Origin of the sequence: Micromonospora coerulea, from assembly GCF_016598485.1 — a bacterium.
GTDB lineage: Bacteria > Actinomycetota > Actinomycetes > Mycobacteriales > Micromonosporaceae > Micromonospora > Micromonospora coerulea.
In genome coordinates this window covers 25,895-43,149 of record NZ_JAEMUW010000001.1, presented here as the reverse complement: position 1 = coordinate 43,149, position 17,255 = coordinate 25,895, and the positions used below count along the sequence as shown (strand labels likewise).

Here is a 17,255-nt window from a genome sequence, read left to right as displayed (position 1 = left end):
TTCGGCGGGCTGGGACGGCCCGGCGGTGCGCTGCCGCGGGACGGCGACGGTGACCTCCGGCCGGCAGGCCCGGATCGCCCGCAGGGTGGTGTGCACGTCGAACTGGTGCCCGTCGTCGCTGTCCCAGCCGCCGTCGCTGCGCTGCGTCTCGGTGAGCCGCTTGCGCGCCGACACCAGCAGCCACTGCTCCTCGCCCACCTCGACCCGGCGCAGCGTCGCGGCCAGCCAGGCCACGTCGGCCGGGGACAGCTCCGGGATCCGATCGGCCAGCACCGCCTGGATCCGCGCCGACTCGTAGTACATCTGCTGCCGGTGCAGCACCGCCGCGCTCAGCCAGCCGGCCGGGAGGAACGACGGCCAGCTCCCGTCCGGGGCGAGCTGGGCGGCCAGCGCCTGCGCCGCCGCGTGCACCACGCCGGCGTACGCCCCGCCGACCCGGTGGTCGAGCGGCCCGGCGGCGCGGGCGTCCAGCCCGGCCACGGTCAGCCAGAATCCGGCGTTCGCGGTCAGGTAGAGGCGGGCCTCCGGGTCGCCCGGGCGGGCCCACTCGGGGGCGAACCCGGCCAGCGCGGCGTCCTCGTCCCAGCCACCGTCGGACAGCTGCCGGGTGGCGAGCCAGTCCAGGGCGTGCCGGGCCGCCGGACGGCCCAGCGCGCCGAGGTCGTCCAGCTCGCCCAGCCGGAAGCAGGTCGCGTCGACCGAGGGGATCTCGCTGCCCAGCGTGGCCGGCCAGCCGCCGTCGGGCGTCTGCCCGGTCTCGGCGGCGTCGAGGAGCTCGACCGGCACCGGGGCGCCGGTGCGCAGCCGGGAGAGGCGGGCGCGGTCGACCGCGTCACCGTGCGCCACGACGAAGCCGATCGCGGCATCCAAGTCGACCACGACAGACACGCTACCGGCGCAAACACCGGTTACGCCTCGGTAGCTCGGCCAACGTGTCGCGGCCCACCGGCGGGTACGCGAAGGGGCCCGTCCGGCGGCGGACGGGCCCCTTCGACCGACGACTCAGTACGCGGGCAGCGACGGGTCGATCTGCTTGATCCAGGAGAGCACGCCACCCTGGACGTGCACCGCGTCGCGGAAGCCGGCCGCCTTCAGCGCGGCGAGCGCCTCGGCGGAGCGGACGCCGGACTTGCAGTGCAGCACGATCTGCTTGTCCTGCGGGAGCGTGGCCAGCGCCTCGCCGGAGATGATCTCGCCCTTGGGGATCAGGGTCGCGCCGGGGATCCGGACGATCTCGTACTCGGCGGGCTCGCGGACGTCGACCAGGAAGATGTCCTTGCCGGCGTCCTGCCACTCCTTGAGCTCCTGCGCGGTGATGGTCGCGTCGACCACCGCCTCCTGCGCCTCCTCGGAGACCGCGCCGCAGAAGTCCTCGTAGTCCTCCAGCAGGTCGGTGACCGTCGGGTTCTCGCCGCAGAGCGCGCAGTTCGGGTCCCTCCGGACCTTGATCTTGCGGTACTCCATCTCCAGGGCGTCGTAGACCATCAGCCGGCCGACCAGCGGTTCGCCGATGCCGGTGAGCAGCTTGATCGCCTCGTTGACCTGGATCGAGCCGATCGAGGCGCAGAGCACGCCGAGGACGCCGCCCTCGGCGCAGGACGGGACCATGCCGGGCGGCGGGGGCTCCGGGTAGAGGCACCGGTAGCAGGGGCCGTGCTCGGCCCAGAACACCGACGCCTGGCCGTCGAAGCGGTAGATCGAGCCCCAGACGTACGGCTTGCCGAGCAGCACCGCGGCGTCGTTGACCAGGTAGCGGGTGGCGAAGTTGTCGGTGCCGTCGACGATCAGGTCGTACTGGGAGAAGATCTCCCGGACGTTCTCCCGGTCCAGCGCGGTGTTGTGGATCTCCACGTTGACCAGCGGGTTGATCTCGCGGATCGAGGCGGCGGCGGACTCGGCCTTGGACCGGCCGACGTCGGAGACACCGTGGATGATCTGGCGCTGGAGGTTGGACTCGTCGACGGTGTCGAAGTCGATGATGCCGAGCGTGCCGACGCCGGCGGCGGCGAGGTACATCAGAGCCGGCGAGCCGAGGCCACCGGCGCCGACGCAGAGCACCCGGGCGTTCTTCAGCCGCTTCTGCCCTTCGACCCCGACATCCGGGATGATCAGGTGGCGCGAGTAGCGGCGGATCTCGTCAACGGTCAGCTCGGAGGCGGGCTCGACGAGCGGGGGCAACGACACGGTGGACTCCCCGGGATCGGCGGTGGTGAACCGCGCCATTGTCGCTCGCCACCACCGCCATCGGCCATGAGGAGGGACACCTCGCCCGAGATGCGGGAGCGGGAATAACTCAGATCCCGTCGACCAACTCGCCCGCGTACCGCTGGCCGTCGACGTACGGCCAGGCGTTCGCGACGCAGCCGTCCAGGCCGTACGTCTGCTGCTGCATCACCGGCGCCGGCTCGCCCGGCCCGGGACAGGCCTGGTGCTCCTCCCCGAACTCGTGGCCGACCTCGTGATTGATCACGTAGGTCCGGTAGACCACCAGCGGCGCGCCGTAGTCGGGCACCGAGTCCATCCAGCGGGCCAGGTTGATGATGACCCGGCCGGGGATCCGGCAGGAGGTGTACCCCTCGGTGCTCAGCCCGCCCTCGGCGCACAGCCGCTCGGAGGTGGCCGGGGTGGCCAGGTAGATGGTGAAGTCGGCGGCGGCCTCCTCGGGCACCCGCTGGATCCGCAACTGGTCGGAGCCGATCCAGCTGCGCCGGTCGCCCAGCACGTCGTCCACTGTGGCGGCGAAGGCGTCCACGTCCTGCCCGGCGCCCTGCTCGACCACGACCCGGTAGCGGCGCAGCGGCCCCTCGTACCCCCGGACGGGGGAGCGGCCGTCGGCGGCGGCGAAGCTGCCGGTGCCCTCGGCCGGGTAACCACCGCGCTCGGGGTGGGCGCCCGCGCCGGACCCGTCGGTCAGGTGACCGCGTGACGCCGCCGGCTGCCTCGCCGGCGGCTGGACCAGCCCGGTCAGGCCGACCGCCGCGCCGCCGACCGCCAGCAGGGCGAGCAGCAGTACGGCATGCCGCCGCATCCGGCGCCGCCGCATCCGGCGCCGGCTCGAGCGGACGGGCGGACCGGGGTCGGCGGGCGGGCCGTAAGGGGACGACGGCGTCATGACACCAGCGTGCCAGGTCAATTCGGGCATTCAGCCGTGTTTGCCGCTCTTACCGCGAAATACTCCGGGTTGCCCTCTTCAGGATGGTCAGACCGCCGGCCCGGTGTACCGCCGACCCTCGACGTACGGCCACGGATTCGGCGTGCAGCCGTTCAGGAAGAGCGTCTGCTGCTGCATCACCGGCGCCGGCCGCCCCGCGCCCGGGCAGCGCTCGTGGTGGTACCCCAACTCGTGACCCACCTCGTGATTGATCACGTAGAGCCGGTACCGCTCCAGCGGGAGCTTCGCCTTCACCAGGTGCGGCACTGACAGCCGCCAGCGGTCCAGGTTGATGATCACCTTGCCCGGCGCCCGGCACGAGGTGTACGGGCGCCCGCCCACCCGGATGTCGATGCCCCCGGCCAGGCACATCCGACCCGCCGTACTGGCCGTCGCCAGGTAGATGGTGAAGTCGTGGCCGGCCCCGGTCGGCACCCGCTGCAACCGCAACTGGCCGCTGTCCACCCAGCTCCCCGGCCCGGCGAGCGCCGTCTGAACGGCGTCACCGAAGGCGTGCACGTCCTCCCCCGACCCGCTCTCCACCGCCACCCGGAACCGGCGCAGCGTGCCCGACCGGCCCAGCACGGCGCCCTGCCGGTCGTCGTACCCGAAGCTGCCCCGCCCCGTCGCGGGCACCGGGCCGGGCAGGCTCAATACCGGAGCGGGGCGGGCCGGGCGCGGCGCGACGGACGGTGGCGGGGGTGGCGGCAGGACGGCCTGGGCGGCCTGGGCGGCCGGCTGGCCGACCGGTGGGGCGGTCGACCGGCCGTCGGCCAGTACCCCGGCGCTGGCCGACGGCCGCTGCACCGCCACGGTGACGGCGACACCGGCAGCGAGCAGGAACGAGAGCACCACGATGGCCGGGCGCCAGCGGGACGCGCCGGATCGACCGTTCGGGGCGGGAGCGGGCCGCGCGGAGCCGTGGCGCGGGCGAGGAGGAGCGGGCATCCGGCTCAGCCTGCCATGTCGTGGCCCCGGGCGCTCTCCTCCGTTTCGGCGAGCAGCCCCACGACCGCCCGCGCCACCGTCCGCGGCACCTCCAGCTGCGCCACGTGGCCGACCCCGTTGAGCATCAGCAGCCGGCTGTCCGGGATCACCCGGGCAGCCTGCGAGGCCACCCGGACGTCGACCAACCGGTCCTGCCGTCCGCCGACGACCAGGGTGGGCGCCCGCACGGTGGCGGCCAGCCGCCACAGCGAGCCCGACCCGGGCAGGTACGACCGCAGGAAACTGGAGACCAGGCCGCGGAACGTGCGGACGTACGCGGCGGCGTAGTGCGTGGCCTCGTAGCGGATCCGGATCTCCTCGACGGCCTCCTGCCGGCGCTGCTCGCTGATCCGGGTCAGGTCGGCGATGCACGCCTCCATCACCTGCTGCGCCATCACCTCGGGGGCCAGCTGGGCCAGCCGCCAGGCGGCGAGCCGCTCGCCCCGGGGGATCGCCAGCAGCGGCAGCATCCGCCCCTGCAGCGAGCGCCGGAAGTCCAGGAACGGCAGGGCTGGGGAGATCAGGGTCAGCGTCCGCACCAGGTCCGGCCGCAGCGCCGCGACCCGCACCGAGATCGCCCCGCCGAGCGAGTTGCCGAACAGGTGCACCGGCCCCCGGCCGCTGTGCTCGATCCAGCGCACCACCCGGTCGGCGAAGGACGGGATGGTGTACCGCCGGCCCGGCTCGCTGCGCCCGAAGCCGGGCAGGTCGATCGCCTGCCCGTCCAGCCGGTCCGCCAGCAGGCCGGCCAGGTCCGTCCAGTTCTGGGCCGAACCCCCGAGGCCGTGCACGTAGAGCGCCGGCTCGGCGCCGGGCGCGGTGGCCCGGGTCTCCCGTACGTAGGTGGCCGTCCCGTCGAGGCGCACCTCGCGGCCGGGCCACGGCCGCGGTACGTGGTGCGCTGGCAGGAGATGGTCCGGCCCGAGGGTGGCGCGCTTCATGCTCCCAGTGTTCCCACCCCACCACCGACCGACACCGGTACGGATCAGGCCAGCAACGCCTCGAGCCGGCGGTTCACCGCGGCCAGGGTCGCCCGGACCACCGCCTGCCGGGGGTCGCCGGCGACCAGCGCGGAACCGGCGAGCTGCTCCACCCACCCGTCGCAGACCAGCAGCACCACCACGGTGGCGACCTCGCAGTTGCCGAACGGCACCAGGGCGGTGTGCTCGACGAAGCATCGCCCCCGGTCCGACGGCTGGGCCGCGCCGCGCAGCAACTGGTCCACCGCTGCCGCCGCGGCCACCGCGCAGAGCCGCAGCACGTAGCCGTCGACGGCCGGGCCGGTCGAGTGGCCCTCGGCCGTCCCGTCGCCGGCGATCAGGCGTACCTCGACGGTGGCGTCGAGGCCGAAGGTACTCACCTGGACGTGGTCGATCACCACCCGCGGCCCCGGTGCGCCGCCGGTGTCCAGCGGTCGCGAGGGCGCGGTCTCCGTCGTGGTCATCTGGCCACCGGAGTACGACGTGCCGAGCGTCGCCGGGCTGCCGGTGGGCGCACCGGCCGGCGCGGCGGCGAGCGACGTCTCCTCCACCGTGGCCCGACCCCGGTGGGGTGCGACCTGACGGCGCCGGCGCGGCGACTCCGGCTCGGCCCGCTCCCGGGCACCGCTCGGGGGCGCCTCGGCGGAACGCCCGGCCCGCTCCTCCGCGGGTCGGGCCTCGGCGCCCCGCTCGGCGGAGCGCCGGCGGACCGGGGGCGGCGGAGTCGCCGGCATCCCCGGCAGGTTCTGCGGGGCGGCGGCCAGCCCCATCCGCTCCTGGAGCAGGCGCGCCACCTGGCGGCTCACCTCGGCCGGGTCTGCGCCGTCGGCCAGGTCGAGCCGGAGGCTGTGCGCACCGGCCGGGGTACGGCGCAGGGCGGCGTCGCGCACGCCCGCGACCTCCCGGACGGCGTCGAGGATGGCGTTGACGTCGAAACCCTCGGGCCGCTCCCGCAGCGGCGCGGGCTCGTCGTCGCGGCGCAGGTGGGTGGCGATCCGGGCGAGTTCCGGAGTTTCGGCGGATGGCTCCACGGCTGGCGGCTCCGGCACGACGGGCACGTCCGGCTCGGCGGGGACGCGCTGCGGCAGCATCGCCGTCGCCCGGTCGTCGGGCCGGGTGTCGGCGGCCGGCTCGGCCGTCGGCAGCGGTTCGGGCGCGGACCGGCGGGCCGCGTAGGGAGGTGCGCTCGTCGGGGCGGGCGCGGGGGTGCGGTCGAAGCGGGTCACTCCGCTCGTGGCGGTCGCGGGGCCCGGGCCGGTGGTGGGCGGCGGATGACCGCCCGGGTCGGCGGGGGGCGTCGCGAAGACCTCCTCGGGCTCCGGACGCAGTCGGAACGGCCGGACCACCGGCTCCTCGGTCGACCGGCCGGGGAAGGCCGGGTCGGATCCGGCGGGCGTCGGGTCGTACGCGACGGGCGGGGCGCTGGCCGGTACCGAGTACGCCGGTGCGCCGGCGGGCGCCTCCCGCGGGGCCACCGGCCCGGCGTACGGCGCGGCACTGGCCGGCGGCGCACTGGCCGGCGCGGCGTACGGCGGGACACTGGCCGGCGCGACGTACGGCGCGGCACTGGCCGGCGGTGCACTGGCCGGCGCGGCGTACGGCGCGGCACTGGCCGGCGGTGCACTGGCCGGCGCGGCGTACGGCGGGGCACTGGCCGGCGGGGCGCTGGTCGGCGGGGGGTACGGCGGCGAGCTGGCCGGCCGGACGCCGGCGGATGCCTCGCGGGGCATCGGCGGGGCACTGGCCGGGACGGTGTGCGGCGGGGCGCTGAACGGCGTGGCGGCGGGCGCCCCACCGGCCCACGGGGGTCGGTCGGCGTCCCGCTCGTACGCCGGACGGGGCTCGGCGTCGCCGCGGGCGGCCTCGTACGGCCGGGCCGGCTCGACCCGCGCCGCCTCGTACGCCGACGTCGGCTCGGCGCGCACCGGCTCGTACGGCCGGGTCGGCTCGGGTGCCCACTCGGCGGCCCGCTCGTCCCGGGCGCGGCGGCCGACCGGCTCGTCCTGCCGGGACCAGGGCGGCGCCCAGCCGCTGCCCCAGCTCGGCCGGTTCCAGCTCGGGCCCGGCCACTCCGGCTGCTCGGCCGGGGCGGCGCGGCGTTCGTCGACCGGCTCGGCGGCGGGCGGCTCCGGCGGCCGCCGGTCGGCCCAGCCGCCCGACAGCGACGGGATCGGCTCGGGGGCGCCCCGCTCGACGGTCGGCGCGTGGAAGCCGGGCGGCACCTCGAACCCGGAGGCGGCGGTGCCGACGGGCGGCACCTGCACGGCCGGCGGCGCGGACGACGGGATGTTCCCCTCCGCCCAGCGCGGCGCGCGAGGGGCGGGTGGATCGTCCGAGGAGTGCCGGGCCGGGCCCGGCTCCGCCTCGGCGGACGGCTGCTCCACCGCGGGCACCGGCCGCGGGGCCGGTACCGCCAGTCGGTCGGCGTCGAGATCCCGGCGCGGCTCGTCGGCGGGCGGGGCACTGACCGGCGCCGGGCGGGTCACGGGCGGCTCCTCCTCGGCGTGCCGCACGCCGTTTACGTGGGGACGGCCGTTGACCCGGCCGGGCGGCTCGTCGGTGGGCCGCCCGGACAGCGGGGCCGGCAGGTCACCGTGGCGGGACGATGAGGCGCCCCAGCCGGTGGCGGGGTCGGGCGACCGCCACACGAGCGCGGGCTCGCGGCCGGCCTCCCCGCCGCGCGACCAGCCGGCCGCCGGGGGCGCCCACCCGCTGACGGAACGGGCCAGGTCGTCCTGCTGACCCGTCCCGTCGCCGTGCTCTCCCGGGGTGGCGGCTCCGGGTTGCCCTGATTCACTCACCGCGCGCTCCTTGGTCGCCCCCGCTGAGGCTACCGTGTGGTGACAGTGGCGATAAGTTACAGCGGCGGGCCAATTCCGGGACGGGTGCACGAACCCGGACCGGTACGGGTGATAAGTGCCGGCTCGTACGAAGAACTCGGAGGCTCCCATGACCGCTGTGGGGAACGGTGCACAGACCGCCGGCCGGCCCACCCGCCTGCCCCGGTCAGCCCGGCGCAAGCAGCTGCTCGCGGCCGCGCAGGAGGTGTTCGTCGCCCAGGGCTACCACGCCGCCGCGATGGACGACATCGCCGAGCGGGCCGGCGTCTCCAAGCCCGTGCTCTACCAGCACTTCCCGGGCAAGATGGAGCTCTACCTGGCGCTGCTGGACACGCACTGCGACGCCATCGTGGCGAAGGTGCACGACGCGATGCGCGGCACCAACGACAACAAGGAGCGGGTCGGCGCGTCGGTACGCGCGTACTTCGACTTCGTCGACCACGAGAGCGAGGCGTTCCGCCTGGTCTTCGAGTCGGACCTGCGCAACGACCCGGCCGTCCGGCAGCGGGTGGAGCGGGTCGAGCAGGGCTGCATCGCCGCGATAACCGACACCATCATCTCGGACACCGGCGTCAGCCGGGCGCACGCGGAGCTGCTCGCCTCCGGCCTGGTCGGGGCGGCGGAGACGGCGGCGCAGTTCTGGCTGGCCGGCGGCCGGCAGGTGCCGAAGGCGGAGGCGGAGGCCCTGGTGGCCGCGCTTTCCTGGCGGGGTATCGCCAGCTTTCCCCTGCAAGGTGAGTCAGCCTGAACATCGGCAGCCAGATCGGATAGCCTTCCCACGGCGGCTTTTTCGCCCCAGTTGAGGAGGCACAGTGGAGGTCAAGATCGGCGTGCAGTACGCGCCGCGCGAGCTGGTTCTGGAGAGCGCGCAGTCGCCGGCCGAGATCGAGCAGATCGTGACCGACGCGATGGCCAAGGCCGAGGGCACTCTCTCCCTGACCGACGAGAAGGGCCGGCGGGTGATCGTGCCGATCGGCAAGGTCGCCTACGTCGAGATCGCTGAGGCCTCGCCCCGCGCGGTCGGCTTCACCGTCCGCTGACGATCCGGCTGCCGCGGCAGGCGACGCGCCGGCGTCCCTGCCGCGCGGCACGCCGGGGGCGGCTCAGTTGTTCAGCCCGACGGCGGTCATCCGCGCGGTGTGCGCGGCAGTCAGCCGCCGGAACAACGCCGGCACGTCCACACCCTCCCGCCGGGTGATCAGCGCAGTGAGTGCGCCCCGGTCCGCGGCGGCGACCCGCCCGGCCTGGGAGAGCGCCTCCCCGACGAGCCGACGGGCCCACATCGAGAGCCGGTTGGCCACCCGCGGGTCGGCCGCGATCGCGGCCCGCATCTCGGCGGCGGCGAACTCGGCGTACCGGGAGTCGTGCAGAACGTCGAGGACGAGCTGCCGGTCGGGCTCGGCCAGGCCGTCCGCGATCTCCCGAAGGAAGTCGTCGGTGATGGCATCCCCGACGTACGCCTTGGTGACCGCCTCCAGCCAGTCCTTCGGCTCGGTCGAGTCGTGGTACGCCTGGAGCGCCTCGACGTACGGTGCCATCGCGTCGTCGGGTGGCGTCCCGAGCGCGGCGATCCGGTCGGCGATCCGCCGGTAGTTGCCCATCTCGGCCGCCGCCATCTCACTCAGCGCGGCCCGGCGACGCAGGTCGGGGGCGAGGCGGGCGTCGGCGGCCAGCCGGTCGAAGGCGAGCAGTTCCCCGTACGCCACCAGGCCGAGCAGGTCGACGACGGCGGGCTCGGGCGCGGTGGGGGCGGGCACGAGCGGCAGGGTACCGCCCGCCCGCAAGCGGCGAGCGCCGAGCTTCTTGTGGCGCAGGTCACACCGGTCACACCCGGATGCCGGCCCGTCACCGGAATCGGGAGGGCCAATAGGGGGTTCAGGTAGTATGGAAGAGTTGCCGTGGGCGTCGGTCCGATTCTGAGTTATCCGACCCACGGCGCGCGTGCGGCCCGGTCCGGCTCGGCGATTCCGCCCCCGACCGTGTGGCCCGCGCCATACCGATCGCGCCCTGAGGACATGACGGGGCGCACCACGAGAGGGCACCCCCAAATCCACATGAGCGAGCAGATTCAGGACAACACGGGCCAGGAACTGGCCCCCACCGCTCCGGTCCGTCCGGAAGCTCCCACCTTCACCGAGCTCGGCGCCCGCCAGGAGACCGTCGAGGCGCTGGCCGCCGCCGGCATCATCCGCGCGTTCGCCATCCAGGAGTACGCGCTGCCGATCGCGCTGCGCGGTGTCGACCTGATCGGCCAGGCGCCGACCGGCACCGGCAAGACCCTCGGCTTCGGCGTACCGCTGCTGGAGCGCGTCTTCGCCCCCGCCGAGGGCAGCGACGGCGTGCCGCAGGCGCTGGTCGTCGTCCCCACCCGCGAACTGGGCATCCAGGTCGCCAAGGACCTCGCCGCCGCGGGCAAGACCCGGGGCGTGCGGGTGCTGCCGATCTACGGCGGCGTGGCGTACGAGCCGCAGATCGACGCGCTGCGCAAGGGCGTCGAGATCCTGGTCGGTACGCCCGGCCGGCTGATGGACCTGCAGAAGCAGAAGCACCTGCGACTCGACCGGGTCCGCGCGCTGGTCCTCGACGAGGCCGACCGGATGCTCGACCTGGGCTTCCTCGACGACGTCGAGAAGATCCTGGCGATGCTGCCGGAGGACCGGCAGACCATGCTCTTCTCGGCCACCATGCCGGACCCGATCGTCGCCCTGTCCCGGCGCTTCCTGCGCCGGCCGGTGACCATCCACGCCGGGCACACCGCCGAGACCGGCCCGTCGCCGCAGACCCAGCAACTGGTCTACCGCACCCACTCGATGAACAAGGTCGAGATCGTGGCGCGGATCCTCCAGGCGGAGGGTCGGGGCCTGACCATGATCTTCACCCGGACCAAGCGGGCCGCCGACCGGGTCGCCGAGGACCTCGACTTCCGCGGCTTCGCGGTCGCCGCCGTCCACGGGGACCTGGGCCAGGGCGCCCGGGAGCGGGCCCTGCGGGCGTTCCGCGCCGGCAAGATCGACATCCTGGTCGCCACCGACGTGGCGGCCCGTGGGCTCGACGTCACCGGCGTCACCCACGTCATCAACTACGACTGCCCCGAGGACCAGGACACCTACACCCACCGGATCGGTCGTACCGGCCGGGCCGGGGCGACCGGCGTCGCGGTGACCTTCGTGGACTGGGACGACATGCCCCGTTGGCGGATCATCGACAAGACCCTCGGGCTGGAAATGCCGGAGCCGGCGGAGACGTACCACACCTCCCCGCACCTCTACACCGACCTGGACATCTCCCGGGACGTGACCGGCACCCTGCCGACCGCCGAGCGCACCCGCGCCGGACTGTCGGCGGAGGTCGAGGAGGACCTCGGTGGCCGGCCGCGGCGCGGCGAGGTCCGTGGCCCGCGCCGTGGCGAGGGTCGCGGCGAGGGCCGTGGCGAGGGCCGCGGTCGGACCGACCGTCGGGGCGGTCGCCGCGACGGGGGCGACGCGCCCGAGGCGGAGACGCCCGCCGAGGCGTCGGCCGAAGAGGGCACCCGGACGCCGCGCCGGCGGCGGCGCCGCCGGGCCGGCGAGCCGATGGCCGGCGAGGCGACCGCGGTGATCACCGCCGAGGGCGGTCCGGCCGAGCCGGCCGCGACCTCCACCGGCGAGGGCGAGGGCACGCCGAAGCCGCGTCGCCGCCGGCGCCGCCGTGGTGGCGGTGCGGGCGCCGGTGCACCGGCCGAGGCGACCGCCGACTGACCCGTACGACATTCGACGTCCCCCGCACCGGTGAGCCGGTACGGGGGACGTCGTCTGTCGGGCAGGCCGCAGCCATGCGCACGCCCTGCTCTGCGCCGACACCGCCGCCCACCCGGTGTCGCGTCGGCCGGGCAGAGCAAAGGACCACCCGAACACCTGGCCCACACACGCCGCACGCGCCGGAGCACCGGCGACCGGAAGGATGATGGAACGATGCCGGAACCGCTGGACGCGGCCCTGACCGAGGTGCGCGCACTGCTGCTCGACCCCGCCCTGACCCGGGCGGTCGCCGCCGGACGGCGCCGGGGGCAGCACCCCTCGGTGGTCCGGGCCGAGCTGCGGCAGGTCACCCTGAAGACCGGCCCGCGCCTGCAGATCTCCACCTCCGACGGCGCCCGGCCGTACACGCGGAACGTGGCGCCCGGCGCGGAGGCCGCCGCGGCGGTCGACGCACTGCTCGCTGAGCCGTTCGGCAACTGGCACGTGGAGACGGCCGACGCGACGCTGCAACTGCGGGTGACCAAGTCGGGTGAGGCGCAGGTGCACCGGGCGGCGGCGACCCGGCCGGTGGCGGAGCCGGGCGGACACGACCGGGAGAAGGACTACCTGCTCGACCCGGGCGACCCGATCTTCACCGAGATCGGTGGCTCGGCGGCGAAGCGCCGCCAGGTGGACGCATTCCTGCGGGCGCTGGCCGCGACCCTCCCCGACGACCTGACCGGCCCGCTGCGCGTGGTCGATCTGGGCTGCGGCAACGCCTACCTGACCTTCGCGGCCCACCGGTACCTCACCGCACGCGGGCTCGACGTGGAGCTGGTCGGGGTGGACGTGCGCGAGGACCAGCGGCGGCGCAACACCGAGCTGGCCGAGCGGCTGGGCTGGGCGGGGCAGGTCGGCTTCGTCGCCGGCACCATCGCCGACGCGGTGGTCGAGCCCGCGCCGGATCTGGTACTCGCGCTGCACGCCTGCGACACCGCCACGGACGAGGCGCTGGCCCGCGCCGTCCGGTGGGGTGCCCGCTGGGTGCTCGCCGCGCCCTGCTGCCACCACGACATCGCGGCCCAGCTGCGCGCGCAGCCGGCGCCTCCGCCGTACGAGCTGCTCACCCGGCAGGGCATCCTGCGGGAGCGCTTCGCGGACGTCCTCACCGACGCGCTGCGGGCCGGGCTGCTCCGGCTGCACGGCTACCGGGCCGAGGTGGTCGAGTTCGTCGACTCCCGGCACACCCCACGGAACCTGCTGATCCGGGCCCGCCGGACCGGTACCGCCCCGACCGAGGCCCAGCAGGCCGAGTACCGGGAGCTGGTCGACCAGTGGCGGATCACGCCGCGGTTGGCGACGCTGCTGTCCGACGCGACCGCCGAGGGGCCGGCCGCCTAGCGGCGCCGGTCGGTGCCGCGGTTGCGCTCCGCGGCGCTCCGCTGGAAGGCGGAGACCCGCTGGCCGTGCCCCTGGTTCCCGGCACGTTCGTGCTCCGGCGAAGCGGTGGGAGGGGCACGACGGTGCCCTGGTACTCGGCGTTGCCGGCGGCCGCGAAGGCGCGCCGCCGGGCCGGTCCCGCCCACGAGACCTTCGGACCGATCAGTCAGTTGTCTCCGCCTCGAGCCGTACTACCCTCTTAGGCGCACCGTCCGGTGCGAGGGCCGGGAAAGGGAAGATCCCGCAGGGATGGGTTCCGCAGAGGTTTCGCCACAGATGGCCTTCGCGCGTTTCGTGCGTCGGGCCATCGACGACGCCCGCGAAGAGCGCGGGTGGACGGTGACCGACCTGGCCACGCACACCGGTGTGGGCCGGTCCACCGTGTTCCGGTGGCTCGCCGGCGACTGGCAGGACTACCCCGAACTGGCCAAGGTGCGCGGCTTCTGCGCCGCCCTCGATCTGCCCGTGGCCGCCGCCTTCCGGGCCCTGGGCCTGCCGGACGCGGGACCCAGCCCGCGCCGCCGTGCCGAGGACGGCCCGGTCGAGGCGGACGTCCGGGTGATCCTGGAGCGGCTGGCCGATCCGAGCGTTCCCGCCGAGGAGAAGCACCACATCCGCGACCTGCTCCGCTACCTGGCCCGCCGCCCGATCCGCCGGGCCGGCTGAGGGGTCAGGGCACCGTCAGGGTGAAGGCGGCCGTGTGCACCGCGCCGGCCACCTGGAAGTCCAGGAACATCCGGTAGCGGCCGGGACCGGGCACGGTGAGTTGGAACGCCACGGCGTCGCCGTCCCGCCCGCTGTCCGGGTGTACGTGCAGGTAGCCCAGGTCGCCCTCGCGGAGCGCGACCAGATGGCCGTACGCGCCGAGGTAGCGCTCCAGCGGCGCGGCGGCGGCACCGGCCCGGACCCGGAAGCGCAGCGGGACCGACTCCCCCGGCTTCGGGGTGCCCGCGTAGTCGACGGTGCACCCGTCGACCGTGCTGGTGGTGGCGGCGGCCGGCAGCGGGCGGGGCGCGTACCCGCCGGGTGCGGTCAGGTCGACGCCGAGCGTGACGGCGGCCTGCCGGCCGTCGTCGGCGACCGCGGTGAAGTCCGCGTACGCCCGCCAGACCCCCGGCTCGGCCAGGGTCAGCGGCACCGACCAGGTGCCGTCCGCCGCCATGGTCGGGTGCAGATGCTGGTAGCCGGTCAGGTCCCGGCGGACCACGATCAGATGCAGCGGCTTGTCGTGCACCACGGCGAACCGGGTGACCGCCCGGCGCCGCTCGTCCCGGATCTGGAACCGCAGCTCGTCGGCCCGGCCGACCGGGAACTGCACGGTCGACGGGGTGAGCGTGTAGCCGGCCGCGCTGACCGACAGGCCGCCGGCGTCCAGCGCCGCGCCCTGGTCGACGGTCACCCCGCCGTGCGCGTGCGCGCCGGTGCCGGGCGGGTGGGTGTGGCCCGCGCCCGCCGGGACCGCGCCGGCCCCGGTGCTGAGCGGCGGGTTCAGCCGGCCGAGGCCGAAGCCGAGCAGCACGGCGAGCACCAGCCCGCCGACGACCAGCGCCAGCCGCAGGGTGCTCCGGTCCGGCCCGACGGCCGCCTCCCGCACCGCGAGGCCCGGCTCCGCCGCTGGCGCGGGGGGCATGCGCGGAGCCGTCGGTCCGGCGGGCAGCGACTCAGGCAACGCCGCCGGCCAGCTCGTAGCCCGCCTCGTCGACGGCGGCCCGCACCGACTCCACCGGCAGCGGGGCGGCGCTGGTGACGGTGGCGCTGCCGGCCGCCAGGTCCACCCGGACGTCCTGCACGCCGGGCAGCGCAGACAGTTCGTCGGTGACCGCCCGCACGCAGTGCTCGCAGGTCATCCCGGTGACGGCGTACGTCTGGGTGACGGGTCGCTGCTCGCTCATGGGCCCCACGGTACCGCCGGACGGGGTGCCGCCCCCCGGCCGGCGGGTAACGGTGGCGACGCTCGCATTCCGGTTCGCCGGGGAACTTTTCGCCGGTCACCGACGACCCCCGGACGCGACCGGGTCAGCCGGCCACCGCGAGGGCGAGCGGCAGCACGTCGGGGGCGCCGGACCGGCGCAGCAGCCGGGCCACCATGGTCATCGTCCAGCCGGAGTCGACCAGGTCGTCGACGAGCAGCACCGGCCCGTCCAGCCCGCCGAGGGCGTCGGCCAACTCGTCGGGGACGGCGAAGGCGTCATCCAGCGCACGTACCCGCTGGGCGCTGTTGCCGCGCGGCCCACCGGGACCGGCCGGGCCGTGAGGGACGACCCGGCCGAGCAGCGGGAGCCGGCCGACCGCGGCGATCCGCTCGGCGAGCGACGCGACCAGCGCGGGGCGGGTGCGGGAGCCCACCGCGACCACGCCGACCGGGCGGCGCGGCCACGGGTCGTCGCCGTGCGCCCAGGCCTTCAGCACCTCCACCACGGCCGCGGCCACGTCGTCCGGGACCGGGCCGTCCGCCGCGTCCGGCCCGACCAGGCCGCGCAGCCGCCCACCCCAGCCCAGGTCGGAAAGCCGGCCCACGGCCCGCCCGGACAGCGCCTGCTCCGCGGGCGGGATGCGCCCCTTCAGCGGTACGCCCACCGCCTCCAGGCCGGTCGGCCAGAGCTTCTTCGGCGCGATCTCCACGCCGGGGCGGCCCAGGAAGGTCTGCGCGGCGGCCAGCGCGGCGTCCGACACCTCGGCGGCGAAGAGCGGGCCGGCGCACCGGTCGCAGCGGCCGCAGTCGCCCGCCCCGGCGTCGTCAAGGCACTCACGCAGGTACCGCATCCGGCAGCCGGGCGTGGTCGCGTACTCCCGCATGGCCTGCTGCTCGGCGGTGCGCGCCTCGGCGACGCGGCGCAACCGGGCCTCGTCGTAGACCCACGGCTCACCGGTGGCGAGCCAGCCACCGCGGACCCGGCGGACCGCGCCGTCCACGTCGAGCACCTTGAGCATCAGCTCCAGCCGGGCCCGGCGCAGGTCGACGAGGGGCTCGAGGGCCTGGGTGGAGAGCGGCCGGTCGGTGCGCAGGGCGGCCAGCACGGCCCGGACCTGCTCCTCGGGTGGGAAGGCCAGCGAGGCGAAGTAGCGCCAGATGGCGGCGTCCTCAACCCCCGGCAGCAGCAGCACCTCGGCGTGCTCGACGGCGCGTCCGGCCCGGCCGACCTGCTGGTAGTAGGCGATCGGCGAGGGCGGCGCGCCGAGGTGCACCACGAAGCCCAGGTCCGGCTTGTCGAAGCCCATGCCCAGCGCGGAGGTGGCCACCAGCGCCTTGATCTTGTTGTCGAGCAGGTCCTGCTCGGCCGCCCGCCGGTCGGCGTCCTCGGCCTGCCCGGTGTAGGAGGCCACCGACCAGCCCCGGGCCCGGAGGAACTCCGCGGTCTCAACGGCCGCCGCGACGGTCAGCGTGTAGATGATCCCCGAGCCGGGGAGCCGGTCCAGGTGGTCGGCGAGCCAGGCCAGCCGGTGGGCCGGGCTCGGCAGCTCGAGTACGCCCAGCCGCAGCGACTCCCGGTCGAGGGTGCCCCGCAGCACCAGGGCGTCACCGAGCTGCTCCGCGACGTCGGCCGTCACCCGCTCGTTCGCCGTCGCGGTGGTGGCCAGCACCGGGGTGCGTTCCGGCAGGTTGCCCAGGAAGGTCCGCAGCCGGCGGTAGTCCGGGCGGAAGTCGTGCCCCCAGTCGGAGACGCAGTGCGCCTCGTCCACCACCAGCAGGCCGGTGGTGGCGGCCAGCTTCGGCAGCACCGTGTCCCGGAAGTCCGGGTTGTTGAGCCGCTCCGGGCTGATCAGCAGCACGTCGACCGCACCGGCGTGGATCTCGGCGGTGATCTCGTCCCACTCGTCGAGGTTGGCGGAGTTGATGGTGCGGGCCCGGATGCCGGCCCGGGCCGCCGACTCGACCTGGTTACGCATCAGCGCCAGCAGCGGGGAGACGATCACGGTCGGGCCGGCGGCGTCGGGGCGCTCGCGCAGCAGGGCGGTCGCCACGAAGTAGACCGCGGACTTGCCCCACCCGGTGCGCTGGACGCAGAGCACCCGACGCCGGTCGACCACCAGCGCCTCGATCGCCCGCCACTGGTCCTCGCGGAGCCGGGCGTGCTCGCCGGCCAACCGCCGCAGCACCGCCTCGGCCTGTTCCCGTACCGCCACCCGATCCTGACCCATC

The 17,255-nt window shown here is 75.4% G+C and carries 13 protein-coding genes and 2 pseudogenes; 5 read left to right on the top strand and 10 right to left on the bottom strand.

Translation table 11 applies throughout. The features are described 5' to 3' along the window. Positions 1–60: 60 nt before the first annotated feature. From I8N68_RS00185 to I8N68_RS34140, 6 genes and pseudogenes are all read right to left on the bottom strand, one after another. A pseudogene (locus I8N68_RS00185) lies at positions 61–888 on the bottom strand (hypothetical protein); the annotation flags it as partial. Between the two features lie 114 nt (positions 889–1,002). Continuing rightward, a complete protein-coding gene (moeZ, locus tag I8N68_RS00180) occupies positions 1,003–2,223 on the bottom strand; it encodes an adenylyltransferase/sulfurtransferase MoeZ (protein WP_200206137.1) in 1,221 nt (406 codons plus the stop codon). 70 nt (positions 2,224–2,293) lie between these two features. Next, the gene (locus I8N68_RS00175; protein ID WP_200206134.1) at positions 2,294–3,112 is read right to left on the bottom strand and encodes a DUF3152 domain-containing protein; all 819 of its coding nucleotides are present in this window, start codon (positions 3,110–3,112) and stop codon (positions 2,294–2,296) included. 87 nt (positions 3,113–3,199) lie between these two features. Beyond that, on the bottom strand, positions 3,200–4,099 hold the full coding sequence (locus tag I8N68_RS00170; RefSeq protein WP_200206131.1) for a DUF3152 domain-containing protein: 900 nt from the start codon (positions 4,097–4,099) through the stop codon (positions 3,200–3,202). A gap of 5 nt (positions 4,100–4,104) precedes the next feature. Further along, on the bottom strand, positions 4,105–5,079 hold the full coding sequence (locus I8N68_RS00165) for an alpha/beta fold hydrolase (RefSeq protein WP_200206129.1): 975 nt from the start codon (positions 5,077–5,079) through the stop codon (positions 4,105–4,107). Between the two features lie 44 nt (positions 5,080–5,123). Further along, positions 5,124–6,584, bottom strand: a pseudogene (locus tag I8N68_RS34140) (hypothetical protein); the annotation flags it as partial. 1,483 nt (positions 6,585–8,067) lie between these two features. Here I8N68_RS34140 and I8N68_RS00155 point away from each other — a divergent pair. Both I8N68_RS00155 and I8N68_RS00150 read left to right on the top strand, forming a co-directional pair. Next, positions 8,068–8,706 (top strand): TetR/AcrR family transcriptional regulator, encoded by a 639-nt coding sequence (locus I8N68_RS00155; RefSeq protein ID WP_074472473.1) that lies wholly within the window; start codon positions 8,068–8,070, stop codon positions 8,704–8,706. 64 nt (positions 8,707–8,770) lie between these two features. Next, positions 8,771–8,998, top strand: coding sequence for a DUF3107 domain-containing protein (locus I8N68_RS00150; protein WP_200206126.1), 228 nt, complete (start codon positions 8,771–8,773; stop codon positions 8,996–8,998). 63 nt (positions 8,999–9,061) lie between these two features. Here I8N68_RS00150 and I8N68_RS00145 read toward each other — a convergent pair whose 3' ends face one another. Further along, the gene (locus I8N68_RS00145; RefSeq protein ID WP_200206124.1) at positions 9,062–9,715 is read right to left on the bottom strand and encodes a ferritin-like fold-containing protein; all 654 of its coding nucleotides are present in this window, start codon (positions 9,713–9,715) and stop codon (positions 9,062–9,064) included. 297 nt (positions 9,716–10,012) lie between these two features. On the opposite strand from I8N68_RS00145, the gene I8N68_RS00140 reads away from it, so the two are divergent. From I8N68_RS00140 to I8N68_RS00130, 3 genes are all read left to right on the top strand, one after another. Further along, complete coding sequence (locus I8N68_RS00140; RefSeq protein ID WP_200206122.1) at positions 10,013–11,695, top strand: DEAD/DEAH box helicase; 1,683 nt, start codon at positions 10,013–10,015, stop codon at positions 11,693–11,695. A gap of 213 nt (positions 11,696–11,908) precedes the next feature. Further along, complete coding sequence (locus tag I8N68_RS00135) at positions 11,909–13,075, top strand: class I SAM-dependent methyltransferase (protein ID WP_200206120.1); 1,167 nt, start codon at positions 11,909–11,911, stop codon at positions 13,073–13,075. A 288-nt stretch (positions 13,076–13,363) separates the two neighbouring features. Next, complete coding sequence (locus I8N68_RS00130; RefSeq protein WP_200206114.1) at positions 13,364–13,780, top strand: helix-turn-helix domain-containing protein; 417 nt, start codon at positions 13,364–13,366, stop codon at positions 13,778–13,780. Between the two features lie 4 nt (positions 13,781–13,784). On the opposite strand, the gene I8N68_RS00125 is transcribed toward I8N68_RS00130, so the two are convergent. The 3 genes from I8N68_RS00125 to I8N68_RS00115 all read right to left on the bottom strand — a co-directional run bounded on the left by I8N68_RS00125 (position 13,785) and on the right by I8N68_RS00115 (position 17,254). Beyond that, positions 13,785–14,744, bottom strand: coding sequence for a DUF8832 domain-containing protein (locus I8N68_RS00125; RefSeq protein ID WP_200206112.1), 960 nt, complete (start codon positions 14,742–14,744; stop codon positions 13,785–13,787). A gap of 31 nt (positions 14,745–14,775) precedes the next feature. Then, positions 14,776–15,006 (bottom strand): heavy-metal-associated domain-containing protein, encoded by a 231-nt coding sequence (locus I8N68_RS00120; protein WP_200206111.1) that lies wholly within the window; start codon positions 15,004–15,006, stop codon positions 14,776–14,778. Between the two features lie 124 nt (positions 15,007–15,130). Beyond that, positions 15,131–17,254 carry a RecQ family ATP-dependent DNA helicase gene (locus tag I8N68_RS00115; RefSeq protein WP_200206110.1) on the bottom strand — a complete coding sequence of 708 codons (2,124 nt, stop codon included), beginning with the start codon at positions 17,252–17,254 and terminating at the stop codon, positions 15,131–15,133. Position 17,255: the final 1 nt, after the last annotated feature.